At 71.1% G+C, this 25,394-nt stretch carries 20 protein-coding genes and 2 pseudogenes; 12 read left to right on the forward strand and 10 right to left on the reverse strand.

Annotated elements, in window-relative coordinates; genetic code table 11:
- Positions 1–2: 2 nt before the first annotated feature.
- Positions 3–1,619 (reverse strand): carboxyl transferase domain-containing protein, encoded by a 1,617-nt coding sequence (locus ACFT4A_RS24980; protein WP_382833589.1) that lies wholly within the window; start codon positions 1,617–1,619, stop codon positions 3–5.
- A gap of 87 nt (positions 1,620–1,706) precedes the next feature.
- Between ACFT4A_RS24980 and ACFT4A_RS24985 the strand changes: the two genes are divergently transcribed.
- From ACFT4A_RS24985 to ACFT4A_RS24995, 3 genes are all read left to right on the forward strand, one after another.
- A complete protein-coding gene (locus tag ACFT4A_RS24985; protein WP_376388238.1) occupies positions 1,707–2,309 on the forward strand; it encodes a TetR/AcrR family transcriptional regulator in 603 nt (200 codons plus the stop codon).
- 146 nt (positions 2,310–2,455) lie between these two features.
- Positions 2,456–3,613: an acyl-CoA dehydrogenase family protein gene (locus ACFT4A_RS24990; protein WP_382833592.1), complete on the forward strand. Its 1,158-nt coding sequence runs from the start codon at positions 2,456–2,458 to the stop codon at positions 3,611–3,613.
- Positions 3,614–3,648: 35 nt separating this feature from the next.
- Complete coding sequence (locus ACFT4A_RS24995) at positions 3,649–4,539, forward strand: acyl-CoA thioesterase (RefSeq protein WP_382833595.1); 891 nt, start codon at positions 3,649–3,651, stop codon at positions 4,537–4,539.
- Here the strand turns inward: ACFT4A_RS24995 and ACFT4A_RS25000 are convergent.
- Both ACFT4A_RS25000 and ACFT4A_RS25005 read right to left on the reverse strand, forming a co-directional pair.
- Positions 4,532–5,320 (reverse strand): phosphatase, encoded by a 789-nt coding sequence (locus ACFT4A_RS25000; RefSeq protein WP_193478221.1) that lies wholly within the window; start codon positions 5,318–5,320, stop codon positions 4,532–4,534. The genes ACFT4A_RS24995 and ACFT4A_RS25000 overlap by 8 nt on opposite strands.
- 93 nt (positions 5,321–5,413) lie before the next feature.
- The gene (locus ACFT4A_RS25005) at positions 5,414–7,039 is read right to left on the reverse strand and encodes a PucR family transcriptional regulator ligand-binding domain-containing protein (RefSeq protein ID WP_382833599.1); all 1,626 of its coding nucleotides are present in this window, start codon (positions 7,037–7,039) and stop codon (positions 5,414–5,416) included.
- Positions 7,040–7,183: 144 nt separating this feature from the next.
- On the opposite strand from ACFT4A_RS25005, the gene ACFT4A_RS25010 reads away from it, so the two are divergent.
- From ACFT4A_RS25010 to ACFT4A_RS25020, 3 genes are read left to right on the forward strand one after another with little or no spacing between them, the layout of a single operon-like run.
- On the forward strand, positions 7,184–8,668 hold the full coding sequence (locus ACFT4A_RS25010) for a sodium:solute symporter (RefSeq protein ID WP_382833602.1): 1,485 nt from the start codon (positions 7,184–7,186) through the stop codon (positions 8,666–8,668).
- A gap of 56 nt (positions 8,669–8,724) precedes the next feature.
- Positions 8,725–9,708: an agmatinase gene (speB, locus tag ACFT4A_RS25015; protein ID WP_215121222.1), complete on the forward strand. Its 984-nt coding sequence runs from the start codon at positions 8,725–8,727 to the stop codon at positions 9,706–9,708.
- Complete coding sequence (locus ACFT4A_RS25020) at positions 9,705–11,390, forward strand: thiamine pyrophosphate-binding protein (RefSeq protein ID WP_382833605.1); 1,686 nt, start codon at positions 9,705–9,707, stop codon at positions 11,388–11,390. Before speB ends, ACFT4A_RS25020 begins: the two co-directional genes overlap by 4 nt.
- Before the next feature lie 24 nt (positions 11,391–11,414).
- On the opposite strand, the gene ACFT4A_RS25025 is transcribed toward ACFT4A_RS25020, so the two are convergent.
- From ACFT4A_RS25025 to ACFT4A_RS25050, 6 genes and pseudogenes are all read right to left on the reverse strand, one after another.
- Positions 11,415–12,032 (reverse strand): hypothetical protein, encoded by a 618-nt coding sequence (locus tag ACFT4A_RS25025; protein WP_382833608.1) that lies wholly within the window; start codon positions 12,030–12,032, stop codon positions 11,415–11,417.
- A gap of 193 nt (positions 12,033–12,225) precedes the next feature.
- On the reverse strand, positions 12,226–12,828 hold the full coding sequence (locus ACFT4A_RS25030; RefSeq protein WP_382833611.1) for a hypothetical protein: 603 nt from the start codon (positions 12,826–12,828) through the stop codon (positions 12,226–12,228).
- 127 nt (positions 12,829–12,955) lie between these two features.
- Entirely contained in the window at positions 12,956–15,163 is a 2,208-nt protein-coding gene (locus ACFT4A_RS25035) for an ArnT family glycosyltransferase (protein WP_382833614.1), read from the reverse strand.
- An 81-nt stretch (positions 15,164–15,244) separates the two neighbouring features.
- Positions 15,245–15,853, reverse strand: a complete 609-nt coding sequence (locus tag ACFT4A_RS25040; RefSeq protein WP_382833617.1) for a hypothetical protein — start codon at positions 15,851–15,853, stop codon at positions 15,245–15,247.
- Positions 15,854–15,953: 100 nt separating this feature from the next.
- Positions 15,954–16,142 (reverse strand): annotated as a pseudogene (locus ACFT4A_RS25045) (DUF397 domain-containing protein); the annotation flags it as partial.
- A gap of 7 nt (positions 16,143–16,149) precedes the next feature.
- Positions 16,150–16,316: pseudogene (locus ACFT4A_RS25050) on the reverse strand (Scr1 family TA system antitoxin-like transcriptional regulator); the annotation flags it as partial.
- Positions 16,317–16,593: 277 nt separating this feature from the next.
- On the opposite strand from ACFT4A_RS25050, the gene ACFT4A_RS25055 reads away from it, so the two are divergent.
- The 6 genes from ACFT4A_RS25055 to ACFT4A_RS25080 all read left to right on the forward strand — a co-directional run bounded on the left by ACFT4A_RS25055 (position 16,594) and on the right by ACFT4A_RS25080 (position 24,619).
- The gene (locus ACFT4A_RS25055; protein ID WP_382833619.1) at positions 16,594–16,764 is read left to right on the forward strand and encodes a hypothetical protein; all 171 of its coding nucleotides are present in this window, start codon (positions 16,594–16,596) and stop codon (positions 16,762–16,764) included.
- A 115-nt stretch (positions 16,765–16,879) separates the two neighbouring features.
- The gene (locus tag ACFT4A_RS25060; RefSeq protein WP_382833621.1) at positions 16,880–17,731 is read left to right on the forward strand and encodes a serine hydrolase; all 852 of its coding nucleotides are present in this window, start codon (positions 16,880–16,882) and stop codon (positions 17,729–17,731) included.
- 53 nt (positions 17,732–17,784) lie between these two features.
- Positions 17,785–18,792 carry an esterase-like activity of phytase family protein gene (locus ACFT4A_RS25065; RefSeq protein ID WP_382833624.1) on the forward strand — a complete coding sequence of 336 codons (1,008 nt, stop codon included), beginning with the start codon at positions 17,785–17,787 and terminating at the stop codon, positions 18,790–18,792.
- Positions 18,793–18,852: 60 nt separating this feature from the next.
- The gene (locus ACFT4A_RS25070) at positions 18,853–22,572 is read left to right on the forward strand and encodes an ABC transporter ATP-binding protein (RefSeq protein ID WP_382833627.1); all 3,720 of its coding nucleotides are present in this window, start codon (positions 18,853–18,855) and stop codon (positions 22,570–22,572) included.
- A 113-nt stretch (positions 22,573–22,685) separates the two neighbouring features.
- Complete coding sequence (locus ACFT4A_RS25075) at positions 22,686–23,078, forward strand: hypothetical protein (RefSeq protein ID WP_382833630.1); 393 nt, start codon at positions 22,686–22,688, stop codon at positions 23,076–23,078.
- A 98-nt stretch (positions 23,079–23,176) separates the two neighbouring features.
- The gene (locus ACFT4A_RS25080) at positions 23,177–24,619 is read left to right on the forward strand and encodes a S28 family serine protease (RefSeq protein ID WP_382833634.1); all 1,443 of its coding nucleotides are present in this window, start codon (positions 23,177–23,179) and stop codon (positions 24,617–24,619) included.
- A 25-nt stretch (positions 24,620–24,644) separates the two neighbouring features.
- Here ACFT4A_RS25080 and ACFT4A_RS25085 read toward each other — a convergent pair whose 3' ends face one another.
- Positions 24,645–25,298 carry a hypothetical protein gene (locus ACFT4A_RS25085; RefSeq protein ID WP_382833637.1) on the reverse strand — a complete coding sequence of 218 codons (654 nt, stop codon included), beginning with the start codon at positions 25,296–25,298 and terminating at the stop codon, positions 24,645–24,647.
- Between the last annotated feature and the right edge of the window lie 96 nt (positions 25,299–25,394).

Genomic DNA, 25,394 nt, shown 5'->3' on the forward strand with positions numbered 1-25,394 from the left:
CCTCACATCCGGAAGACGCCGAACTGGGGGTCACCCAGGGGCGCGTTGGCGCACGCGGTCAGGGCCAGGCCCAGGACCTGACGGGTGTCCAGCGGGTCGATCACTCCGTCGTCCCAGAGGCGGGCCGTCGCGTAGTAGGCGCTGCCCTGCCGCTCGTACTGGGCGCGGATCGGGGCCTTGAAGGCGTCCTCGTCCGCCGCCGGCCAGGACTCGCCGCGCGCCTCCAGCTGGTCGCGCTTGACGGTCGCGAGGACCGAGGCGGCCTGCTCGCCGCCCATGACGGAGATCTTGGCGTTGGGCCACATCCACAGGAAGCGGGGGGAGTACGCCCTGCCGCACATGGAGTAGTTGCCCGCGCCGTAGGAGCCGCCGACCACGACCGTCAGCTTCGGTACGCGCGTGCACGCCACCGCCGTGACCATCTTGGCGCCGTGCTTGGCGATGCCGCCCGCCTCGTAGTCCTTGCCGACCATGAAGCCGGAGATGTTCTGGAGGAAGACCAGGGGGATGCCGCGCTGGTCGCACAGCTCGATGAAGTGGGCGCCCTTCTGGGCGGACTCGGAGAACAGGATGCCGTTGTTGGCGACGATGCCCACCGGGTGGCCGTGGATCCGGGCGAAGCCGGTGACCAGGGTCTGGCCGAACTCGGACTTGAACTCGGCGAACCGGGAGCCGTCGACGACCCGGGCGATGATCTCGCGGACGTCGTAGGGGGTGCGGGAGTCGACCGGGACGGCGCCGTAGAGGCTGTGCGGGTCGACCTTGGGTTCCGTCGCCTCCGTCACCTCCCAGGGGAGCGTCCCGCGCGCGGGGAGGGTGGAGACGATGGTGCGGACGATGCGCAGGGCGTGCGCGTCGTTCTCCGCGAGGTGGTCGGTGACGCCCGAGACACGGGAGTGGACCTCGCCGCCGCCCAGCTCCTCCGCCGTGACGACCTCGCCGGTGGCCGCCTTCACCAGGGGCGGGCCGCCCAGGAAGATCGTGCCCTGCTCGCGGACGATCACCGCCTCGTCGCTCATCGCCGGGACGTACGCCCCGCCGGCCGTGCAGGAGCCGAGGACGGCGGCGATCTGGGGGATGCCGGCGCCGGACATGCGGGCCTGGTTGTAGAAGATCCGGCCGAAGTGGTCGCGATCCGGGAAGACCTCGTCCTGCATGGGGAGGAAGGCGCCGCCGGAGTCCACGAGGTAGACACAGGGGAGGCGGTTGTCGAGGGCGACCTCCTGGGCGCGGAGGTGCTTCTTCACCGTCATCGGGTAATACGTGCCGCCCTTGACCGTGGCGTCGTTGGCGATGATCACGGTCTCGCGGCCGCTGACCCGGCCGATGCCCGCGATGACGCCGGCGGCCGGGGCCTGGTCCTCGTACATCCCGTCGGCCGCGAGCGGGGCCAGCTCCAGGAAGGGCGAGCCCGCGTCGAGGAGGGTGTCGACGCGGTCGCGGGGGAGCAGCTTGCCGCGCGCGGTGTGGCGGGCGCGGGACTTCTCGCCGCCGCCCTGGGCCGCTCGGGCGAGCTTGGCGCGCAGCTCGTCGACGAGGGTGCGGTGCGCCTCCTCGTTGGCCCGAAAGGGCTCCGACGCGGGGTCCGCCGCGGTCGTGAGCTCCGGTGCCTCGTACATCCTGCGGGTCCCCTCACCTTGTTAATGAGCGTTAACGCATTTCCTTCAGGTTAACGACCGCTAACCTCCCTGTCTAGAATTGTTTTCATGGCAACCAGGACCGACGCACCCACCCGCCGCGAGCAGATCCTCAAGGAGGCCGCCCGGCTCTTCGCCGAGCGGGGCTTCCATGGGGTCGGGGTCGATGAGATAGGCGCCGCGGTGGGGATCAGCGGGCCCGGGCTGTACCGCCACTTCGCGGGCAAGGACGCGATGCTCGCGGAGTTGCTGGTGGGGATCAGCGGGCAGTTGCTGACCGGGGCGAAGCGGCGGTTGTCGGAGGCGGAGGCGGACGGGGGTGTGGGGGCCGGGGTGGTCCTCGACTCGCTGATCGAGGGGCATATCGACTTCGCGCTCGACGACCGTCCACTGATCACCCTGCACGACCGGGAGCTGGACCGCCTCCGGGACAGCGACCGCAAGATGGTCCGGCAGCTTCAGCGGCAGTATGTGGAGCTCTGGGTGGGTGTGGTCCGCGAGGTCTACCCGGGGCTGGCGGAGCCCGCCGCGCGGTCGGCCGTGCATTCGGTGTTCGGGCTGCTGAACTCGACGCCGCACCTGGGCAGGGCCGGTGCGCTGGCCGGGCGGGGGGCTGTGGCGGAGCTGCTGCACCGGATGGCGCGGGGGGCGTTCGCGGCGGCCGGCGAGTAACGGCCCGCACTTGCCCAGGCTCCCGTGCCCGGGCTCCCGTCGGCGTGACGAGCGTTACCACCCCCACCCTGGACGCTGGTTGATACTCGCCGGTATCTTGGGGTGAGCAAGCGCTTAGACATACCGAGGTCCGTGGAGGTGGCGGCGTGCGCCGTACGGTGTTCAACGAGGATCACGAGGCGTTCCGGGAGACCATCCGCGCCTTCATCGAGGCCGAGGTCGTGCCGGTGTACGACGAGTGGTTCGCCGCCGGCCAGGCGCCGCGCGACTTCTACCACCAGCTCGGTGAGCTCGGCATCTTCGGCATCAACGTCCCCGAGGAGTTCGGCGGCGCGGGCCTGGAGAGCCACAAGTTCGAGGCCGTGCTGTACGAGGAGACCGCTCGCGCGGGCGTCGCCTTCGGCGGCTCCGGCGTGCACGTGCTGCTCGCCCTGCCGTACATCAAGATGCTCGCCACCGACGAGCAGAAGAAGCGGTTCCTGCCCAGGTTCGTCTCCGGTGAGGAGATGTGGGCCATCGCGATGACCGAGCCGGGCACCGGCTCCGACCTCGCGGGCATGAAGTCCACCGCCAAGCTGAGCGAGGACGGCACCCACTACGTCCTCAACGGCGCCAAGACCTTCATCACCGGCGGCGTCCACGCCGACCGCATGATCGTCTGCGCCCGCACCGCCGCGCCCACGGCCGACGACCGCCGCCACGGCATCTCCCTCTTCGCCGTGGACACCAAGTCCGAGGGCTACTCCGTCGGCCGCAAGCTGGACAAGCTCGGCCTGAAGACCTCCGACACCGCCGAGCTGGCGTTCGTCGACGTCAAGGTGCCCGTCGAGGACCTCCTCGGCGAGGAGAACAAGGGCTTCTACTACCTCGGCCACAACCTGGCCTCCGAGCGCTGGGGCATCGCCTTCGGCGCCTACGCCCAGGCCAAGGCCGCCGTGCGGTTCGCCAAGCAGTACGTCCAGGACCGCACCGTCTTTGGCAAGACGGTCGCGTCCTTCCAGAACACCAAGTTCGAGCTGGCCGCCTGCCAGGCCGAGGTGGACGCCGCCGAGGCCGTCGCCGACCGCGCCACCGAAGCCCTGGACGCCGGTGAGCTGACGCCCGCCGAGGCCGCCTCCGCCAAGCTGTTCTGCACCGAGGTCGCCCACCGCGTCATCGACCGCTGCCTCCAGCTGCACGGCGGCTACGGCTTCATGAACGAGTACCCGATCGCCCGCCTGTACGCGGACAACCGCGTCAACCGCATCTACGGCGGCACCAGCGAGATCATGAAGTCGATCATCGCGAAGGACATGGGCCTGTAAACCGACTGTCGTCATCGGCCGGTACAACAGATCTCATGAGCCAGGCACTTCAGGATCTCCTCGATCTGCTCGACCTCGAGCAGATCGAGGAGAACATCTTCCGCGGCCGGTCCCGGTCCGCCGTCGTCCCCCGGGTCTTCGGCGGGCAGGTCGCGGCACAGGCGCTCGTCGCCGCCGGGCGTACGGTCCCCGAGGACCGGCCCGCGCACTCCCTGCACGCGTACTTCCTGCGCGCCGGGGACCCCGGCGCGCCCATCGTCTACACCGTCGACCGGATCCGCGACGGCCGCTCCTTCACCACCCGCCGGGTGGTCGCCGTCCAGCACGGCAAGCCGATCTTCCATCTCTCGGCGTCGTTCCAGGTGTACGAGGACGGGCTGGACCACCAGGAGCCGATGCCGGCCGCGCCCGACCCCGCCACGCTGCCCACCGGCGAGGAACGGCTGCGCGGGTACGACCACATCGACCCGGCCGTCGTGGAGAAGTTCGCGGAGGCCCGGGCGGCCGTCGATCTGCGGTACGTCGAGGAGCCGCCGTACGGGAAGTTCGGCGAGCCGCGCGAACCGCACTCGCAGGTGTGGTTCCGCACCAACGGCAAGCTGGGCGGCGCGGTCGACGAGCCGCTGCTGCACGTCGTCCTCGCCACCTACGTCTCCGACATGACGCTGCTCGACTCCGTGCTGCTCGCGCACGGGCGGGGCGGCTGGGCCGTCGGTGACGTGGTCGGGGCCTCGCTGGACCACGCGATGTGGTTCCACCGGCCGTTCCGGGCGGACGAGTGGCTGCTGTACGACCAGGAGTCCCCGTCCGCGTACGGCGGCCGGGGACTGGGGCAGGCTCGTATCTACACGCAGGACGGGCGTCTCGCCATCTCCGTGATCCAGGAGGGCGTGGTCCGCGTCCCGCGCGACGAGAGCGCTAGCTGAGGCCCGCCTCCGCCAGCAGGTACGCCGTCATCGGGTCGTAGTGGCGCGGGCTGACCACGTGGTCGTCGAGGGGCACCGTCACCTGGACGGTGCCCTCGGCCTCGGCGATGAAGAGGGCCGGGTCGTTGCAGTCGGCGTAGCCGACGGAGTCGACGCCGTGCTGTCCCGCGTATCCCGCCCAGCCGTGGTCGGCTACGACCAGGTCGGGCAGGGGGCGGCCCTCGCGCTCCATGGCGGTCAGGATCGCCTTCATCGGTTCGCCCGAGTGGGTGTGCCAGAGGGTGGCGCCGTGCTCCAGCACCGCCACGTCCGCGAACTGCATGACGTAGCCCTCCTCGGTCGTCAGGCCCTCCGGGATGACGACGATCTCGCAGCCCGCCGCGCGCAGCGCCGACGCGGTCGCGCGGTGCACGTCCAGCAGGCCGCCGGGATGGCCGGTGGCGAACAGCACCCGCTGCTGCCCGTCCGCCGCCTTGCGCAGCCGCCCGGCCATGCGCTCGAGCCCGGCGACGGTCAGCTCCGGGTCGATGGTGTCCTGGCCGTACCGGTGCTCGGGATCGTCGTTCACGCCCACCCGTTCCGCCATCACCGCGAGGACGTCCTGCTCGTCGGTCCAGCGGGCGCCGAGTTCCAGGCCGAGCCAGTAGTGGCGGTCGTTGTTCGCCAGCTTGCGGTAGTGGGAGAGGTTGTTCTCGCGGGGGGTGGCGACGTCGCCCGCGATGCGCGTCCTGACGAGGTGGTCGACGAGTTCGGCGCGGCTGGGTGTCCCGGGTATCGGCATGACAACCATTGTGGAGCAGCCGCCTGTGGGCGTCCCTGGCGTATCGCACGCTGGGACGTGCGTCACGTACTCAGAAGGGCCCCGCTCACGTACTCAGATGTGCCGCAGCGCGAACCACAGTTCCATCCGTACGTCCGGGTCCTCCAGGTCCGTCTCCAGCAGGGTCGCGCAGCGGGTGATGCGCTGGCGCACGGTGTTGCGGTGCACGGACAGGGCGACGGCCGTGCGGTCCCAACTGCCGTGCAGGGACAGCCAGGTGCGCAGCGTCTCGGTGAGCGCGGGGTGTGCCGTGACGGGGGCGAGGAGGGTACGGGCGTGGGCCGCCGCCTCGTCGGGCGGGACCAGGTCGGCGAGGGCGGGGCGCGGGGCGTGCCGCAGCAGCGGGGTCCGGGTGGCGCGGGCCCGGGCCAGGGCGCGGGCCGCCTGGGTGTCGGCGGCGGGCCAGTCGTGCGGGGCGACGGCGGCGCTGACGCCCAGGGTCCAGCCGGGCAGCGGGGCCGGTGCCCGGTCGGCCGGGACCAGGACCCGTACGACATCGCCCGCCGGGTCGACCAGGGCGGAACCGAGCGCGGCACCCAGCGCGGAGGCCGCGACGGCGTCCGCCGGGCCCGTACCGTCCGGCCGGGCCTGCACGACCACCCACCGCTCACCGCCGAGCAGCGGCGCGACCTCCTCGGGCGCCGCGCCCAGCAGCAGCCGCACCAGCGCGGACGAACGAGCGGCACCGGTGCCGCTCTGCTGCTCGCCGGTGAGCAGGGAGAGCAGCACGGCGGCAACGGACACGACGGTGTGATCCCCCGGCGCCCGCTGCGGCGTCGCGACCCCGAGCACGAACCCGCGCCCGGCACCGAGCGCGTAGGCGGCGAGGTGCGTGCCGGCGACGGTGTCGGTGGCGGAGGTGGGGGAGGGGGAGGGGCGGCCGGGGTCGGTGGGTGGCTGACGGCCAGCCGGCAAGGCGGGGCCGTGGGCCGAGCGGGAGGGTGCCGCCTCCGGCTCACTCGCCTGGGCCCCGGTCGAGTGCGTACGCGGTGTGGAGCCGGTCTGCGATGCCGCACCCACCGGAGGCGTGGGGCGGTCCGGCCGTACGACCTCAGCCAGCCCCGCCAACGCCTCGCGCACCTCATCCCCGGGCCTCCGCCCCGCCCCCGCGATCTCCGCTCCCTCCGGCCCGTACAGCACCGCCCATCCGCCCAGCCGCTGGGCGAGCTGGCGGAGGACCGAGGGGACCGGGTCGGGGCGGGAGGCGGCGGAGGTGAGGCTCTGCTGGGCCTCGGTGACGCGGCGGAGTTCGGCCAGGCGGGACTGGGACATGAGCTGCCAGACCGCGCGGGCCACGCCCGAGAACGTGGTCTGCGGCGGCACCTCAAGCAGCGGCAGGCCGTGGGTCTCGCAGGCCGCGACCAGCGCCCTCGGCACCGTGTCGTGCACCGGCGCCACCCCGAAGCCGAGGGCCGCGCCGCCCGCCGCCACGATCCGGGACACGTAGTCGTCGAAGTACGTACCCGACCCCGCCGCCTCCGGGATGTGCACGCCCGCCGTGAGCAGCAGCTCCCCGCCCAGCAGATACGGGTACGGGTCCGCCATCTCCGAGGTGTGCACCCAGTGGACGACCGTCCCGGCGTCCTCCGGACCGGCGATCCGGCGCAGGGAGAGGTCCTCCCTGGCCAGCAGGGACGTGAGGAGGACGGGAGGTGTCGGGGGGACCGCCGGATCCGGCATGGTGTGCGTTCCCTCCAGTCAAGGCCGCTCGAATAGATGAAACGTACACTTCGCAGTCGCTTTCCGGCCACCTAGTGTCAGTCCTCGTCAACCTCGTCCCCCGCGACCGAGCCCTGCGCCCTGTGCGTGCGCGAAGGAGGCCCCATGGCCGTCGACTACCTCGTGATCGTCGTCTACCTGGCCGGAATGCTGGCCATGGGCTGGTGGGGCATGCGCCGCGCCCGCTCCAAGAGCGAGTTCCTGGTGGCGGGCCGCAGGCTCGGCCCGGCCATGTACTCCGGCACCATGGCGGCCATCGTCCTCGGCGGCGCCTCCACCATCGGCGGTGTGGGCCTCGGCTACCAGTACGGCCTCTCCGGCGCCTGGATGGTCTTCACCATCGGTCTCGGCCTGCTCGCCCTGTCCGTCTTCTTCTCCGCCCGCATCGCCCGGCTGAAGGTCTACACCGTCTCCGAGATGCTCGACCTGCGCTATGGCGGCCGGGCCGGAGTGATCTCCGGTCTCGTCATGTGGGCGTACACCCTCATGCTCGCGGTGACCTCGACCATCGCGTACGCCACGATCTTCGACGTCCTGTTCGACATGAACCGCACGCTCGCGATCGTCCTCGGCGGCTCGATCGTCGTCGCGTACTCCACCCTCGGCGGCATGTGGTCGATCACCCTCACGGACATGGTGCAGTTCGTCGTGAAGACCATCGGCGTGCTGCTCCTGCTGCTGCCGATCGCCGTGGTGAAGGCCGGCGGCTTCAGCGAGATGAAGGCCAAGCTGCCCACCGAGTACTTCGACCCGCTCGGCATCGGCGGCGAGACGATCTTCACCTACGTGCTGATCTACACCTTCGGCATGCTCATCGGGCAGGACATCTGGCAGCGCGTCTTCACCGCTCGCAGCGACACCACCGCCAAGTGGGGCGGCACCGTCGCCGGTACCTACTGCCTCGCGTACGCCCTCGCCGGCGCCGTCATCGGCACCGCCGCCAAGGTGCTCTACCCGAAGCTCGCCAGCCCCGACGACGCCTTCGCGACCATCGTCAAGGAGGAGCTGCCCGTCGGAGTGCGAGGGCTGGTGCTCGCCGCCGCCCTGGCCGCCGTGATGTCGACGTCCTCCGGCGCGCTGATCGCCTGCGCCACCGTCGCCAACAACGACATCTGGTCCCGGGTGCGGGGCGTCGTCAAGGCACCGGCCGCCGAGAACGCGGAGGACCACGACGAGGTGAAGGGCAACCGGGCCTTCATCCTGATCATGGGGCTCGCGGTCATCTGCACGGCCATCGCCATCGACAACGTCGTGGAGGCGCTGACCGTCGCCTACAACCTCCTCGTCGGCGGCCTGCTCGTGCCGATCCTCGGCGGACTGGTCTGGAAGCGGGGCACGGTCCACGGCGCCCTCGCCTCCGTCATCGTCGGCGGACTCGCGGTCGTCGGCCTGATGGCGATCTACGGCATCCTCGCCAACGAGCCCGTCTACTACGGTCTGCTCGCCTCGCTCGCCGCCTATCTGGTCGTCTCCTTCGCCACCCCGGCCACCGACGCCGCCGTCCTCACCGCCTGGCGCGAGCGGCTCGCGGGACGGGCACCCGAACCCGAGTCCGAACTCGCGTCCGAACCGGCCGCGACTCCCCGGTAAGGTCATAAGGCAAGCAGTACATACGCGATGAAGCGTAGGAAAGAAGGCATTTCTTCATGAGCAGCAACGAGACTCCCCGCGGGCCCGTCGACTCCTCCCGCGTTCCGCGGTACGCGGGCCCCGCGACCTTCGCCCGGCTGCCGCGGCTGGACGAGGTCGGCGGACGGGCCGATGTCGCCGTGGTGGGCGTGCCCTTCGACTCGGGCGTCTCGTACCGGCCGGGCGCCCGCTTCGGCGGCAACGCGATCCGCGAGGCGTCCCGGCTGCTGCGCCCCTACAACCCGGCGCAGGACGCCTCCCCGTTCGCCCTCGCGCAGGTCGCGGACGGTGGCGACATCGCCGTCAACCCGTTCAACATCAACGAGGCCGTGGAGACCGTCGAGGCCGCCGCCGACGACCTGCTCGGCACCGGCGCCCGCATGATGACCCTCGGCGGCGACCACACCATCGCGCTGCCCCTGCTGCGCTCGGTCGCGAAGAAGCACGGCCCGGTCGCCCTGCTCCACTTCGACGCCCACCTCGACACCTGGGACACCTACTTCGGCGCCGAGTACACGCACGGAACCCCCTTCCGACGCGCGGTCGAGGAGGGCATCCTCGACACCTCCGCCCTGTCCCACGTCGGCACCCGCGGCCCGCTCTACGGCAAGCAGGACCTCACCGACGACGAGAAGATGGGCTTCGGCATCGTCACCTCGGCGGACGTCTACCGCCGCGGCGCCGACGAGGTCGCCGACCAGCTCCGCCAGCGCATCGGCGACCGGCCGCTGTACATCTCCATCGACATCGACTGCCTCGACCCGGCCCACGCGCCCGGCACGGGCACACCCGAGGCCGGCGGCATGACCTCGCGCGAACTGCTGGAGATCCTGCGCGGGCTGTCGTCCTGCAACCTGGTCTCCGCCGACGTCGTCGAGGTGGCCCCCGCGTACGATCACGCCGAGATCACGTCGGTCGCCGCCTCCCACACGGCCTACGAACTGACCACGATCATGTCCCGCCAGATCGCCGCGGCCCGGAAGGACTCGGAAGCCAAGTGACTCACGACCACGACCTGGTACTCCGCCCGACGCCCGCACAGACGGAGGCCGCCCTCAACCCGCCACCGGGCCGCAACGGCGGGGACCTGGTCGTGGAGACGCTGGCCGGGCTGGGCGCGACGACCGTCTTCGGTCTGCCCGGCCAGCACGCGCTCGGCATGTTCGACGCCCTGCGCCGCTCGGACCTCAGGTACATCGGCCTGCGGGTGGAGAACAACGCCGGGTTCGCCGCCGACGCCTACGGCCGGATCACCGGCGAGGCCGCGCCCCTGCTGCTGTCGACCGGGCCGGGAGCCCTCACCTCCCTCGCCGCGCTCCAGGAGGCGGCGGCCGCCTCCGCGCCCGTACTCGCGATCGGCAGCCAGATCCCCAGCGCCGGCCTCGGCGGCGGCCGGCACGGCTACCTGCACGAACTGCCCGACCAGGCGGCCTCGTTCCGGGGCGTCGTCAAGTCGGTCCACACCGTCCGCACCCAGTCGCAGATCCCGTCCGCCATCGAGGCGGCCTGGAAATCGGCCCTGACCGCCCCGCACGGCCCGGTGTGGGTGGAGATCCCGCAGGACGTGCTGCTCGCCGAGACCGCGATCCCGGTGGTGACGGGCGGCGACGCCTTCCCCGAGGAGCTGCCGCCGCGCCCCGAACTGACCGCCGTAGCGGCCCACTTGCTGTCCCAGGCCGAACGCCCGGCGATCATCGCGGGCGGGGGAGTCGTACGGGCGGACGCCTCCGGCAAGCTGAAGCAGCTGGCCGACCTGCTCCAGGCGCCGGTCGTCACCACCCCCGGCGGCAAGGGCGCCTTCCCCTGGAAGCACCCGCTGTCCCTCCAGTCCTGGATCGAGGACCGGCACACCACGGACTTCCTGGAGGACGCGGACGTCCTCCTCGTGGTCGGCTCGGGGCTCGGCGAACTCTCCTCGAACTACCACACGTTCAAGCCGCGCGGCCGAGTCATCCAGATCGAGGCCGACCTCGGCAAGCTGGAGTCCAACCACCCGGCCCTGGGCATCCACGCGGACGCCCGCCTCGCGCTGCAGGCACTGCTGGAGACGGTGTCCGAACGCCGTGACCCGGACGCTCCGGGGCGCGTACACGAGGTGCTCGGGAAGGTCGCCGAGCGCATCGCCTCCCAGGAACTCACCCTGGAGCAGGACGTGCTGGCGTCCGTCCGCAGGGCGCTGCCCGCCGACTCCCCGTCCTTCTGGGACATGACGATCCTCGCGTACTGGGCCTGGTCGGCCTTCGACGCCAAGGGCCCCAACCACATGCACTCCGCCCAGGGCGCGGGCGGCCTCGGCTACGGCTTCCCCGCGGCACTCGGCGCCGCGGCCGCCGACCCGACCCGGCCGGTCCTCGCGGTCTCCGGCGACGGCGGCGCCCTGTACTCGATCGCCGAGCTGGCGACGGCCCGCCAGTACGACCTGAACGTCACCTGGCTGATCGTCGACGACGGCGGCTACGGCATCCTGCGCGAGTACATGAGCGACGCGTTCGGCGAGGCGACCGCGACGGAACTGACCCGGCCGGACTATGTGGCCCTGGCGGAGTCCTTCGGCGTCCCCGGGGTCCGTACGACCCCTCAGACCCTGGAACAGGACCTCGCGAAGGCACTCGCCTCGCCCGGTCCCTCGGTGGTCCTGCTCCCGGCCGTGCTGCGGATGTTCGCGCCGACGCATCTGGACTGAGCGCCGGCTGCGAACAAGCCGGGCCTACAGGCCGTCGCGGACCATCGCGGCGACGATGTGGACGTGCCGGTCGGCCGCCGTGGCCGACCACTCGTTGTCGTAGTTCAGGCCGTAGGGCCAGAAGTGCCCGCCGCCGGTGGAGATCTTGGCCCCGGAGCCGTCGTACTGCCTGACGAGGGCGGTGGCCTGTCCGCCCGTCCAGGTGCCGCTGCCGCCGAGGCGGGACCAGCCCGAGCTGGTGCCCACGCCGATGGTGTGGGAGATCTCGTGCAGGGCCGTCCGTTCGTTCATGTAGCTGCGGTTGCTGCCGAAGCGGATCGTCCCGTTGATGTTGCCGTCGGCGGTGGGGACGCCCGGCTCGTAGCGGACGGTGAGGGTCTTGCCCAGGTCGCTGAGGTTGTTGTAGCGGGCCACGGCCGCGTTCATGGCCCTGGTGATCAGGTCGTAGGCCGAGCGCTGGTCCTCGGTGGGGTTGCTCGCGCGGACCAGGGACCAGGTGATGGTGGCCGCCGCGGCGCGGTCGCGGGCCGGGGCGGGGGCCGCGGTGGTCTGCGTCTGCGGGGTGGCGGCCTGGGCGGCGACGCCGGGGCCGGCCAGCAGTGCGGCGGCCAAGGCGGCGACGACTGCCTTGCGTGGGCTCATGGGGGATCCTCCTGTGGGGGTGGCCGTGACGCGTGGGGCGAAACCTCGTACGGCGTTCGGGATCTCGGACATGCGGAACCGTTGGCGGTATCAGATCGGAAGAGACGAACTCGGCCCGCTGACACGGCAGTTGGCGCGCTGTCGACCGCAAGTATCCCGATGGGAAAGGCGGCGTCAAGAGTTCCCGCAGTGGTCAGTGGAACCAGAAGAGGATCGTGTCCGGGTTCGTCCCGAGCTTCCGCGCACTCTCCCACTCCTCCGCCTCGAACCGCATGACCTCGGCGAACCGGCGGGCCGCGTCGCGGTACTCGGGATCGAGACGGTCGAGCACGGACCCGTAGGCGTCGGCGAGGGCCCCGGCCCGCTGGGCCGGCAGGGTCCCGATGGCGGGCACCGCGTCGCCGGGGTGGGGGAGGCGCAGCGGCGGGCCGCCGAACAGGAACGTGCCGGGGAGCAGGTCGGACGGCACGCCGTGCCGGGCCAGTTCGTCGTCCATGGCGTGGAACCACGTAGGCCGCCGCCACTGTCCGAGGTCGGTCGGGTCGGAGAAGTGCGCCGCGACCGCCTGGTAGAAGGCGTAGCTGTACGAGGGGCAGAGGTCGGTGCTCGGGGTGCCCTCGATCAGCTCCTCCAGGGCCCGGGCGATGGAGACGTCGAGGTCGATGCCCTGCTCCTGGAACCGGATGTCGGTCCGCTCGCACTCCGTACGCACCCGGGCGAGCGTGTGCTCCTGCCGCTCGGTCCGCTCCACCGCGGTGAGCAGCCGCACCACCGTCCGCATGTCGCCGGTGCTCATCTCCAGGCAGTAGCCCACGCCTGCGTTTCCCTTCACCCGTTCGCCGGACACCGGTGTCCATGATCGGGGACAGGGGAACGGCCCCTGACCGAGGGGTCGGGGGCCGTTCATTCGGAGTTGTGTGCGATCAGCTGACGTCGGACGGGTCCAGGCGGTAGATCGCCGACTGGCTCGACTGCGACGAGGAGTCGGAGCCGGAGGTCGCGGTCTTGCTGTACGCGCTCTCCTTCACCGCCGTGCCGTGCTTCTGCACCCACGCGGTGACCTCGGAGCCGACACTGCTGCCGCCACCGGGGCCGCCGCCCATGCGGCCGCCGAGCTGGATGTAGTGCAGCTCGCCGCTCTTCACCAGCTCCTTGAGCTTGGCCAGGGTCATCGCCTTGTCGGAGCCGGACCAGCCCCACATGGAGATGACGGGCTCCCCGCTGCTCACGATCAGCTGGGCGGCGCCCTGCGAACTGGACACGGCCAGCAGCCACTTCGCGCCGTCCTGGTGCTTCTTCAGATACGAGATGAGCTCGCTGCTCGCGCCGCCCATGCCGCCGGGCTGACCGCTCGAGCCGCTCTCGGCCGTACCGCTGCCGCTGCCGTCGCCGGTGCCGTTCGGGGGCGTGCCTCCCGCACCGCCGCTGCCGCCGGGGGCCTGCCCGCCGGACGGCATCTCGCCACCCGGGAATCCCCCACCGGCCTGCGCGTTGCCGCCACCCGCCTGGGCATTCCCGCCCTGCTGGCCACCGCCACCGCCATTGCCGCCCGGCATGCCGTCACCGGAACCGCCCGGGAATCCCCGGCCGCCACCGCCACCGCCGCCGCCCCCGGGCCCGCCGAAGCCACTGCCCGTCGACGGGCCCGCGGTCGGGTTCGTACCGCCCATGCCGCCGCCCGAACCGGACGGCACCGACCAGGCGTACGCCGCCGGACCCGCCACGGCGGCGACGACCGCCGCCACCACGGATACCGCCAGCAGCCGTACCCGGGTCCCGGACGCGGACCGGAAGACGAGCAGTCCCACGATCGCCAGCGCCATGACCACGGCGATCGCCGGCCACAGCCAGGTGTTCCAGCCCGAGGCCCGCCGCAGGAGTACGACAGCCCAGACGGCCGTGATGCCCAGCCCGGCCGGCAGCACCCACGCCCACCGCTTGTCGGCGCGGAACGCGCGCAGCAGCATCACACCGCCGCCTCCGCACAGCGCTGCGATGCCGGGGGCGAGCGCGGTCGTGTAGTACGGGTGCATCGTGCCCTCGGCCATGGCGAAGGTGAGGTAGTGCAGGGCGGTCCAGCCGCCCCACAGCAGCAGTGCGGCGCGGGTGAGGTCGGTGCGCGGGGCGCGGCCGCACAGCACCAGTCCGCCGACGCAGGCGATGGCCGCGAACGGGATCAGCCAGGAGATCTGGCCGCCGAGGATGTCGTTGAAGAGGCGGCCGACCCCCGCGGTACCGGAGAAGCCGCCGCCTCCGCCTCCGCCACCGCCGCCTCCGCCGTTGCCCTCGCCGCCCAGGATCCGGCCCAGGCCGTTGTAGCCCATGATCAGGTCCCAGGCCGTGCCGTCCGTCGAACCGCCGATGTAGGGGCGGTCGTCGGCCGGGACGAGAGAGACCGCCGCCGCCCACCAGAAGCTGGACACGGCCAGCGCGACACCCGCGACGAGGAGGTTGACGACGCGCCTCACGAGCTTCGGCTTCGCCGCGTACAGGTAGACCGCGAAGACGGCGGGCAGCGCGATGTACCCCTGCAGCATCTTCGTGTTGAAGGCGAGGCCGAAGCAGACCGCGGAGCCGACCAACGGCGACAACTTGCCGTTGCGGACGGCCCGCAGGGCGAGCGCCGCCCCTCCGGCCATCAGGAACACCAGCAGGGTGTCGGGGTTGTTGTCACGGTTGATGGCGACCGTGATCGGGGTCAGGGCCAGGACCAGCGCGGCCACCGTCGCCGCGCCGTGGCCCCACACCCGCTTCACCGAGGCGTGCACGATCCAGATCGTCGCCAGCGCGACCAGGACCATCGGCAGCATCATCTGCCAGGTGCCGTAACCGAAGACCCGGCACGACAGGCCCATGATCATCAGGGCGAACGGCGGCTTGTCGACGGTGAGGAAGTTACCCGCGTCCAGCGAGCCGAAGAACCACGCCTTCCAGCTCTGCGTGCCGCTCAGCACGGCCGCGCTGTAGAAGCTGTTGAGGCTGGAGCCGGACAGGTTCCAGGAGTAGAGCACCGCGGCCAGGGCGAGGATCGCGAGCAGCGCGGGCAGCGACCAGCGCGGGGCGGCGGTGCCCCCGGGCGGGGGCGCGGCGGGCTCGGCGGTGCGGATCTGGGGTTCGGTGGCAGATGTCACCCTTGCACGATGCACACCGCCGATGGGGGCGGACTGTGTCCTGTCTGGGAGCAGGCTGTGGATGATCCTCCGGCCGGAGCGTTACGGGGATGTGCTCCAAGGGGCGAGCAGGTCTTGCAGCAGCTGGGCGAAGACGCTGTCCAGCGTCTCCTCCCAGGCCTGGTTGCCGGCGGCTTCGGGGCAGAGGGCGGTGGGGCGGCCGATCCAGAGGATCTTCCAGGGCCTGGTGTTCAGCGCGGCGTCGCCCCAGACCCCGCCGTGCGGGGAGAGCGGGTGGAGCAGATCGCTGATCCGTTCCGTCGCGATCTGTACCAGTGGGCCCTCGATCACGCTGTGCGCGGTCGTGAACGCACCTGGGGAGGAGCGGGCGACGGCGGCCGTGGTCGGATGGCGACGGATGGTGCGCGCCACTTCGGTCAGATGGTGGGTGATTCCTGTGACGGTGCCGTCGCTGGGACAGGCGCGCCGAGCTGTGTCGAAGGCGTGCGCCAGTTCCGTCCTGAGCGCGAGCAGGTGCAGCGCGGTGGCCGACTTCCAGTTGGAATAGAGGAAGTTGCGTGACGTGCCGCAGCTACGGGCGATGGCCGCCAGAGAAACATTCAGGCCGTCGGTGCGCATGAGAGTGCGCACTGTGGCGATCACGTGCCCCGTGCTGTGAGGGTCGTGCAGGTACGAGAATCCCGGGCTCATGCCACCCATCCTTCTTAAAGCGTGAGCACGTGGGAGGCAGTTGCCATTGATGCGCTCGAATGAGCGACATGTGAACGAGAGAGGGGAGAGTGCTCAGGGTTTAGTAGAGGTGCTGTTTGATGGCGGCGACAAACGACGACCAACCATCAGAGCCAAAGACCAACGCCGGGCCCTTCGGGTTCTTGGAGTCCCGGACCGGAAGGCCTGATCCGTAGTCGTCCAGCACCTCGACGCAGCTGCCTCCGTCGTTCCCGCTGTACGACGACTTGCGCCAGCCGCTGAGACTCGAACCACATCACACGCTCGGCCTCGACCAAGCGGACGATGTGCACGAGCTGTTCCGCCATGACCTCCTGGACACCGACCGGGCGGCGCAGCACTGCCTCGTCCAGCCGCGCCCACACCACGGGGGGAAGGCGGTGCTCAGGACCGCACGTACGTACCTCTCCGTCTGCAGGATGCCGTCGCCTCGCGCTGCCGCTTGAGCCAGTCACCGTACGTGCTGGTCATGGCCACTCCCTTGCGACAAATGCCTGGACTCTGCGTGGCCATCAACGACCCTACGGAGTTGAAGACATGAGTCACCGTATCGCCCGTCTCGTCGAGCCGCTGCTGCGGTTGCTGCTACCCGGCCTGGGCCGTCATCGCCTTGCGGTGGGTAACCGACCTCCGACGGAAGCCCGGCGGGTCATCCGCAGCGTGGGGATGACCGCGTGACCGGCGGCGGCCAGGCCGACACCATGAGACTGCTCCCCTGGTCCGGTCAGGGAGGCAAGCCCTGTTACCTCGTCGGCGACGGGACCTGCTACCTCTCCCGCGTGGCCGACGACATCGAGTGCGTGCAACTGGATATGGCCGCCCGACTCCTGGACCACGCCACCGACATGCTCGCCGATCACGGCGCTGCGTGACGTTCACCGCATCGCGGAGAGCAGGGGCGCCAGACTTTCCGCCTCCCGATAACGACTCGTACAAGCCTTCACCAAGGCCTACAACCTTTGCCCCTGGTCCGCGAGTCAAGGGTGCATGACTTCTGGGATATCCCGCCGCGCGAGAGTGCTGGCGGCGGCCGTGGGTACGGGTGTGCTCGTGCCGCTCATCGCCGCCGCCACGCCCGCCGCCGCTGCCACGCCGACCGTGACCTGCAGTTCGGCCAAGGCAGGCCTGGCCGCCAAGCTGAAGAAGGACATCACCGCCGCGCTGGCCGGCCGCAAGGGCACGGTCGCCGTCGGCCTCTACGACCGCAGTACCAACACCACCTGCACGCTGCGCGCCAGTTCCGCCTACGACTCGGCCAGCGTCGTCAAGGTGACTGTTCTGGCCGCCCTGCTCTGGGACGCGAAGAAGACGAACCGGTATCTCACCGACCGCGAGAACTCCCTCGCCAAGGCGATGATCACCAAGTCGGACAACGCGGCGACCTCCACGCTGTGGAAGCAGCTCGGCATGACGAAGATCAAGGGCTTCCTCAGTGCCGCCGGTATGACCCAGACCAAGCCCGGCGCGAACGGCTACTGGGGCCTGACCCAGATCACCGTCACCGACGAGCAGAAGCTGCTGAAGCTCCTCACCGCCAAGAACGCGGTCCTGAGCGACAACTCCCGTTCCTACATCGTGAAGTTGATGGGCCAGGTGGTCTCGTCCCAGCGCTGGGGAACGCCGTACGGGGTGCCCTCGGGCGTCACCGTGGCCGTCAAGAACGGCTGGCTGCAGCGCTCCACGAACGGCTGGCGGGTGCACAGCGTCGGCGCGTTCAAGGGCGGCGGCCACGACTACGTGATGACGGTGCTCACCCACGGCAACAGCACGATGAACTACGGCATCACCACCATCCAGGCCGTGGCCAAGGTCATCCACAAGGACCTCGCGGCGAGCTGACCCTTCACCCCGCGGCCTACCCGGCGTCACCGGCCCGTCCTACGGTGACGCCCATGCCCCTGAGAACCCGTCTCGCCCTTCTCACCGCAGGCCTGACGGCGGCCACCTGCCTGACCGCCGCCGGCCCCGCCCAGGCACACACCTCGCAGGCCTCGAAGGCCTCGCACGCCTGCTCTCCGTCCGTCTCCATCGACCGCTTCTCCGACGCGCTCGACAAGACGGCGTACGAGGACACCTTCGTCGGCAACATCTCCGCGCTCGCGGTCGGCGGCGACGGCTCACTGGCCGCCCTCTCCGACCGCTCGTCGCTCTTCCGCCTGGACGCGAGGACGCTGAAGCCCCGCTCCGTCCTCCCGCTCACCGACGAGACCGGGGCCGCGCTCGACTCCGAGGGCCTGGTCGTCGACCGGGACGGCACCCGCCTGGTCACCTCGGAGACCGAGCCCTCCATCCGCCGCCACTCCCGCACCGGCACGATCCTCGACCGTCTCCCGGTCCCGGACGACCTGCGCGTGACCCCCGCGGGCCGTGCCCGGCCCAACGGCACCTTCGAGGGCCTGACCCTGCTGCCCGGCGGTCGCACCCTGGTCGCCTCCATGGAGTATCCGCTCTCCGGCGACAGCGCCGACACGGTCCGCTTCCAGACCTGGGACCGCCACCGGGGCCACTTCCGGCTCGGACGCCAGTACGCCTACCGCACCGACCCCGGCCTCGGCGTCTCCGAGATCCAGGCCACCCCCGACGGCCGCCTCCTGGTCCTGGAACGCGGCTTCACCTCCGGCGTGGGCAACACGGTCCGCCTCTACCTGGCCGATCCCCGTCACGCCATGAAGAAGACCCTGCTCACCGACCTCGCCACCTGCCCCACCCTGGGCGCCACGGCCAAGCAGCCCCAGCCGAACCCCCTCCTCGACAACATCGAGGCCATGGCGATCACGGGCCGCACGAAGAACACCCTGAAGGTCCTGCTCGCCAGCGACGACAACGAAAACCCAGCTCAGACGACCCGCTTCTACTACTTGCGCGTACGGGCATCCGCCCAGGGGCGCACGGCGGGATGAAATCCGCCCCCAACCGCGTTGGTGTCTTCCGGCAGCTCAGGACGACTGGAAGGCACTGGTGTGACACCGAAACGGGGATGGGCACGACGACTGTGGGCCTACGCATGGCGCCACCCGAAGGACGTCGTACTCGCCCTCGGCTCCTCCCTGGCGGGCATGGCCGTCATGGCCCTCGTCCCCCTGATCACCAAGGTGATCATCGACGACGTCATCAGCGACCACACCAGGGACATGACCACCTGGGCCGGCCTCCTGATCGCCGCCGCCCTGGTCGTCTACGTCCTCACCTACATCCGCCGCTACTACGGCGGCCGCCTCGCCCTGGACGTCCAGCACGACCTGCGCACGGAGATGTACGGCACGATCACCCGGCTCGACGGCCGCCGCCAGGACGAGCTGTCCACCGGCCAGGTCGTCGGCCGGGCCACCAGTGACCTCCAGCTGATCCAGGGCCTGCTGTTCATGCTCCCGATGACCATCGGGAACTTCCTGCTCTTCCTGATCTCCCTGGTGATCATGGCCTGGCTGTCCTGGCCGCTCACCCTCGTCGCCCTGGCCGTCGCCCCCGCCCTCGCCTACATCGCGAAGCGCAGCCGCACCCGGCTGCACCCCTCCACCTGGTACGCCCAGGCCCAGGCCGCCGCCGTCGCGGGCGTGGTCGACGGCGCCGTCAGCGGCGTCCGCGTGGTGAAGGGCTTCGGGCAGGAGGAGCAGGAGACCGGCAAGCTCAGGGAGGTCGGCCGCAGGCTCTTCGCGGGCCGGTTGCGCACCGTCCGTCTGAACTCGGTCTACACCCCGGCCCTCCAGGCCGTCCCCGCCCTCGGCCAGGTCGCGATGCTGGCGCTCGGCGGCTGGCTGGCGGTACGCGGGCACATCACGCTCGGCACGTTCGTCGCTTTCTCGACCTACCTCGCCCAGCTGGTCGGCCCGGTCCGCATGCTCGCCGTGGTCCTCACCGTCGGCCAGCAGGCCCGGGCCGGTACCGAACGGGTCCTGGAGCTGATCGACACCGAGCCCTCCCTCCAAGACGGCTCCAAAGAGCTCCCCGCCGACGCCCCGGCGACCGTCGAGTTCGACGACGTCTCCTTCGGTTATGAAGCCGACCGCCCCGTCCTCGACGGGCTCTCCTTCGAGATCCGCCCCGGCGAGACCCTCGCCGTCGTCGGCTCCTCCGGCTCCGGCAAGTCCACCGTCTCCCTCCTCCTGCCGCGCTTCTACGACGTCACGCGCGGTGCCGTCCTGGTCGGCGGGCACGATGTGCGCGAGCTGTCCCTCGAGTCGCTGCGGGCCGCGATCGGGCTGGTCCCAGAGGACTCGTTCCTCTTCTCGGACACGGTCCGCGACAACATCGCCTACGGCCGCCCGGACGCCACCCAGGAGGAGATCGAGAAGGCCGCCCGAGCCGCCCAGGCGGACCGTTTCATCAGGGAACTCCCCGACGGCTACGACACCACCGTCGGCGAACACGGCCTCACCCTCTCCGGCGGCCAGCGCCAGCGCGTCGCCCTCGCCCGCGCGATCCTCACCGACCCGCGTCTGCTCGTCCTGGACGACGCCACCTCCGCCGTGGACGCCCGGGTCGAGCACGAGATCCACGAGGCGCTGAAGGGCGTCATGCGGGGCCGTACGACCCTGCTGATCGCCCACCGCCGCTCCACCCTGAACCTCGCCGACCGCATCGCCGTCCTGGACGGCGGCCGGCTCGCGGACATCGGCACCCACGACGAGCTCCAGCGCCGCTCCGCCCTCTACCGGCGGCTGCTCACCGACCCCGACGAGCTGGGCGCGGTCTCCCCGGGCCACACCCCGCCGGCCTGCCCCCAGGAGGACACCTCCGTCCGGGACGAACTGGACGCGGAGTTCGACGCCGAGCGCGGGGTCACGCCACGGCTGTGGACCGGCGACCGCGAGCGCAAGGACCTCGCCCTCGCCGAGAGCCCCGCCACCCCCGAGCTGCTCGCCCAGGTCGAGGCGCTGCCCCCGGCCACCGGCGTCCCCGACATCGACGAGTCGCGTGCCGTCCAGCCCGAGGAGTCCTACGGCCTGCGCCGGCTGCTGCGCGGCTTCGGGCTGCCGCTGCTGGTCAGCCTCGCCCTGGTCGCCACCGACGCGGGCATGGGCCTGCTGCTGCCCGTGCTGATCCGGCACGGCATCGACTCCGGCGTCACCCAGGCCGCGCTCGGCGCCGTCTGGGCGGCCGCCCTGCTCGGGCTGCTCACGGTGGTCGTGCAATGGGCGGCGCAGATCGGTGAGACCCGGATGACCGGCCGTACCGGCGAGCGGGTCCTGTACTCGCTCCGCCTGAAGATCTTCGCCCAGCTCCAGCGCCTCGGGCTCGACTACTACGAGCGGGAGCTGACCGGCCGGATCATGACCCGGATGACGACCGACGTCGACGCGCTGTCGACGTTCCTCCAGACGGGCCTGGTCACGGCCTTCGTCTCGGTCGTCACCTTCTTCGGCATCATGGTCGCCCTGCTGGTGATCGACGTGGAGCTCGCGCTGGTCGTCTTCGCGACGCTGCCGCCGCTGATCATCGCCACGTTCTTCTTCCGCCGGGCGAGTGTGAAGGCGTACGAACTGGCCCGTGAGCGGGTGTCGGTGGTCAACGCCGACCTCCAGGAGTCGGTGTCGGGGCTGCGGATCGTGCAGGCCTTCCGGCGTGAGCGGGACGGCGGGCTGCGGTTCGCCGGGCGCAGCGCCGACTACCGCCAGGCGCGCATCCGGGGCCAGTGGCTGATCTCGATCTACTTCCCGTTCGTGCAGTTCCTGTCGTCGGTGGCGGCGGCGGCCGTGCTGATCATCGGCGGCGCCCGGGTCGACGACGGCACGCTGGCGATCGGCTCACTGGTGGCGTACCTGCTCTACATCGACCTGTTCTTCGCGCCCGTGCAGCAGCTCTCCCAGGTCTTCGACGGCTACCAGCAGGCGACCGTCTCGCTGGGCCGCATCCAGGAGCTGCTCCAGGAGCCGACGTCGACGAAGTCCGCCGACGAACCCCTGGAGGTCCTCTCCCTGCGCGGCGAGATCGCCTTCGAGGACGTGCACTTCGCGTACGGTGACGACGAAGAAGCCCTGGGCGGAGTCGACCTGCGCATCCCGGCCGGGCAGACCGTCGCCTTCGTCGGCGAGACCGGCGCCGGCAAGTCGACCCTGGTCAAGCTCGTGGCCCGCTTCTACGACCCGACCGGCGGCCGGGTCACCGTCGACGGCACCGATCTGCGGTCCCTGGACCTCACCTCGTACCGGCACCGTCTCGGGGTCGTCCCGCAGGAGGCGTACCTCTTCCAGGGGACCGTCCGTGACGCCATCGCCTACGGCCGCCCGGACGCGACCGACGCCGAGGTCGAGGCGGCGGCCCGTGCGGTCGGCGCGCACGACATGATCGCCACGCTGGACGGCGGCTATCTCCACGAGGTCGCCGAGCGCGGCCGCAATCTGTCCGCCGGTCAGCGGCAGCTGATCGCCCTGGCCCGTGCCGAGCTGGTCGACCCGGACGTCCTGCTCCTCGACGAGGCGACGGCCGCACTGGACCTGGCCACGGAGGCCCAGGTCAACCAGGCCACCGACCGCCTCGCGGGCCGCCGTACGACCCTCGTCGTCGCCCACCGCCTCACCACCGCCGCACGCGCCGACCGGGTCGTCGTCATGGACCACGGCACGGTCATCGAGGACGGCACCCACGACGAGCTGCTCGCGCGCGGCGGCCGGTACGCCGACCTGTGGCGGACCTTCATCGGCGCCGCCGAGCCGGAGGAGCCGGTCGGGGTGTCCCGCTGACGGGCACCCGGCGAGGGCGTCTTCGTTACGGTCGTGCAACCGTCCGACATACGTCATGCGTCCGTACAGCCATACGCCGATGGTCGCGCACGACGCGGTACGGGAGGACAACAGTGGACAGTGGAGCGATACGCCGGCGGCTCGCGCTCGGCCTGGCCGTGCTGACCGCCTCCGGCTTGCTCGCCGTGGCGGCACCGGGCGAGGCGCAGGCCGCCGGCTCCGCGTCCTGCCCCGGCCGCAAGGTCCGCACCCTGCCGTTCTCCACCGGCACCGTGTACGTCTACAAGCGCGGCGGCTACGTCTGCGCCGTGACCGTGGCCAAGAAGCCCGGCACGAAGCGGAAGATGTCGGTGAGCGTGCAGGCGCGCGGCAACCGGCCGGTCGTCGACGAGGGCAAGTACTCCTACCTCGCCGGCCCGGTCACCGTGCACGCCGGACGCCGCTGCGTCTGGCTCAAGGGCAGGGTCGGCCCCAAGTCCGTCAGCACCGGCTGGATCCTGTGCTGATTCCCCGCCCGCGCACAGGGTTTTCCCTATGTCCCCTGGTGCTCCGGTGAGTTGGTCCGCTAGCTTCCGGCGCACATCTGTCTCACAGGGGAGTGCGCATGCGCAAGGCGCTCAGATGGCTGCTGGCGCTCACGGTGCTCATAGGCACAGTGAGCACGGCGTCAGCGGCCACCGCCGCCGAGCCGGAGGCCACCGGCACCGGCAGCACCACTGACATCAAGGAGAGGCTGCTTGCCGTACCGGGCATGAGCCTGGTCGAGGAGAAGCCGTACACCGGCTACCGCTTCTTCGTCCTGAACTACACCCAGCCGGTCGACCACCGGAAGCCGTCCAAGGGCACGTTCCAGCAGCGCATCACCGTGCTGCACAAGGACGTCGCCCGCCCGACGGTGTTCTTCACCAGCGGCTACAACGTCTCCACCACGCCCCGCCGCAGCGAGCCCACCCAGATCGTGGACGGCAACCAGGTCTCCCTGGAGTACCGCTTCTTCACCCCGTCCCGCCCCGACCCGGCCAACTGGTCCAAGCTGGACATCTGGCAGGCGGCCAGCGACCAGCACCGCGTCTTCAAGGCCCTGAAGAGCGTCTACGGCAAGAAGTGGCTCTCCACGGGCGGTTCGAAGGGCGGCATGACCGCCACCTACTACGAGCGCTTCTACCCGCGCGACATGGACGGCGTCGTCGCCTACGTCGCCCCCAACGACGTCGTGAACGACCGGGACGCGGCCTACGACCGCTTCTTCGCCCGCGTCGGCACCAAGGAGTGCCGCGACCGGCTGAACGCCGTGCAGCGCGAGGCACTGGTCCGCCGCGAGCCGCTGGAGAAGAAGTACGCGGCCTACGCGAAGGAGGAGGGCCTCACCTTCGAGACCATCGGCAGCCTGGACAAGGCCTACGAGGCGACCGTCCTCGACTACGTGTGGGGCTACTGGCAGTACAGCCTGCTGAAGGACTGCGACCAGATCCCGGCCGACGCCAGGAACGCCACCGACGACGACATCTGGACCTCCGTCGACACGATCTCCGGCTTCTCCGCCTACGCCGACCAGGGCCTGACGACCTACACGCCGTACTACTACCAGGCCGGCACGCAGCTCGGCGCGCCGACGATCGGCTTCCCGCACATCGAGAAGAAGTACATCCGCTACGGCTACCAGCCGCCCCGCAACTTCGTCCCGCGTGACATCCCGATGAAGTTCCAGCCGGGGGCGATGCGGGACGTCGACACCTGGGTCCGGCACAACGCCCGGCAGATGCTCTTCGTCTACGGCGAGAACGACCCGTGGGGCGCCGAGCCGTTCCACGTCGGCAAGGGCGCGAAGGACTCCTACGTCATGACCGCTCCGGGCATGAACCACGGGGCCAACGTCGCGGGCCTCGTGCCCGAGCAGAAGGCCCTCGCCACCGCCCGCATCCTCGACTGGGCCGGTGTCGCCTCCGGCGCGGTGCAGGCAGACCCGCAGGCGGCGAAGCCGCTGGCGAAGTTCGACGCCAAGCTCGACAAGCGGGAGACGCAGCGGGAGATGACGCTGCGGCCGTAACGCGGTGAGTGTGCCCGGCCGTCGCTCACAGCGGCCGGGCGCACCCCACGGGCCGATCGCCGCCGAGCCGGACGTACAGCGCGGTCGAGCCGGGGCAGTCGGCCCGTCCGGCGACCGCCCGGGTCACCCGGTACTCCGGCTGCCGCTCGCCCGTCCCGTCGCAGGCGGTCTCGCGGACCTGTCCGTCGCCGGAGCTGTAGACGCAGTCGCCGACGACGGTGCGCGGACCGCCCCCGCCGCCCGGGTCGCCGGGGTGCGGCGGCTGGAGGTTGCGCATACAGGCGTAGCCGCGCGGCACCGCCCCGTCGCCGTCCTCGTCGGACGCGGGCCGCTGCTCGCTGATGTGCAGCACGAAGTCCGTGGCCGCGGGGCAGCGCGGCCCGTCCCGCACCGCGCCGTCGTGCCGCGCCACGACCCGCGCCGCCGCCCGCTCGCCGGTGCACGGCACCTCGGTGAAGCTCGTCGTACCGAACGAACTGCACTCGTCGACCGCGAGGAACACCGCCCCGTACCCGGACGTCCGGGTCGGCGACGGTGAGACCGCGGTACTCGTCCCCGTCGCCGGCTCGCCCAGCCGGCCGTCCTCCGCCACCCCCGCCGACGGACTCTGACACCCCACCAGCAGCGCGACCAGCAGAAGCAGCCCGCCCACCACCCCCACCGAACCCGTCTTGCGCATTGCCGTCCCCCTGTGTGCTCAGGGCCCTGGGGGCCCTGACCCAGCGTGACCCGCGATCAAGGGCGCACGCCAGGCACATGGGGTGGTTTGCGCACA

Origin of the sequence: Streptomyces sp. NPDC057099, from assembly GCF_042671245.1 — a bacterium.
Lineage (GTDB): Bacteria > Actinomycetota > Actinomycetes > Streptomycetales > Streptomycetaceae > Streptomyces > Streptomyces purpurascens.

Bases quoted from the DNA above. Each gene is read 5' to 3' on its own strand.
- ACFT4A_RS24980 (WP_382833589.1), bottom strand. From the start codon at position 1,619: ATGTACGAGGCACCGGAGCTCACGACCGCGGCGGACCCCGCGTCGGAG.
- ACFT4A_RS24985 (WP_376388238.1), top strand. From the start codon at position 1,707: ATGGCAACCAGGACCGACGCACCCACCCGCCGCGAGCAGATCCTCAAG.
- ACFT4A_RS24995 (WP_382833595.1), top strand. From the start codon at position 3,649: ATGAGCCAGGCACTTCAGGATCTCCTCGATCTGCTCGACCTCGAGCAG.
- ACFT4A_RS25000 (WP_193478221.1), bottom strand. From the start codon at position 5,320: ATGCCGATACCCGGGACACCCAGCCGCGCCGAACTCGTCGACCACCTC.
- ACFT4A_RS25005 (WP_382833599.1), bottom strand. From the start codon at position 7,039: ATGCCGGATCCGGCGGTCCCCCCGACACCTCCCGTCCTCCTCACGTCC.
- ACFT4A_RS25010 (WP_382833602.1), top strand. From the start codon at position 7,184: ATGGCCGTCGACTACCTCGTGATCGTCGTCTACCTGGCCGGAATGCTG.
- speB (WP_215121222.1), top strand. From the start codon at position 8,725: ATGAGCAGCAACGAGACTCCCCGCGGGCCCGTCGACTCCTCCCGCGTT.
- ACFT4A_RS25025 (WP_382833608.1), bottom strand. From the start codon at position 12,032: ATGAGCCCACGCAAGGCAGTCGTCGCCGCCTTGGCCGCCGCACTGCTG.
- ACFT4A_RS25030 (WP_382833611.1), bottom strand. From the start codon at position 12,828: ATGAGCACCGGCGACATGCGGACGGTGGTGCGGCTGCTCACCGCGGTG.
- ACFT4A_RS25040 (WP_382833617.1), bottom strand. From the start codon at position 15,853: ATGAGCCCGGGATTCTCGTACCTGCACGACCCTCACAGCACGGGGCAC.
- ACFT4A_RS25055 (WP_382833619.1), top strand. From the start codon at position 16,594: ATGAGACTGCTCCCCTGGTCCGGTCAGGGAGGCAAGCCCTGTTACCTC.
- ACFT4A_RS25060 (WP_382833621.1), top strand. From the start codon at position 16,880: ATGACTTCTGGGATATCCCGCCGCGCGAGAGTGCTGGCGGCGGCCGTG.
- ACFT4A_RS25065 (WP_382833624.1), top strand. From the start codon at position 17,785: ATGCCCCTGAGAACCCGTCTCGCCCTTCTCACCGCAGGCCTGACGGCG.
- ACFT4A_RS25080 (WP_382833634.1), top strand. From the start codon at position 23,177: ATGCGCAAGGCGCTCAGATGGCTGCTGGCGCTCACGGTGCTCATAGGC.
- ACFT4A_RS25085 (WP_382833637.1), bottom strand. From the start codon at position 25,298: ATGCGCAAGACGGGTTCGGTGGGGGTGGTGGGCGGGCTGCTTCTGCTG.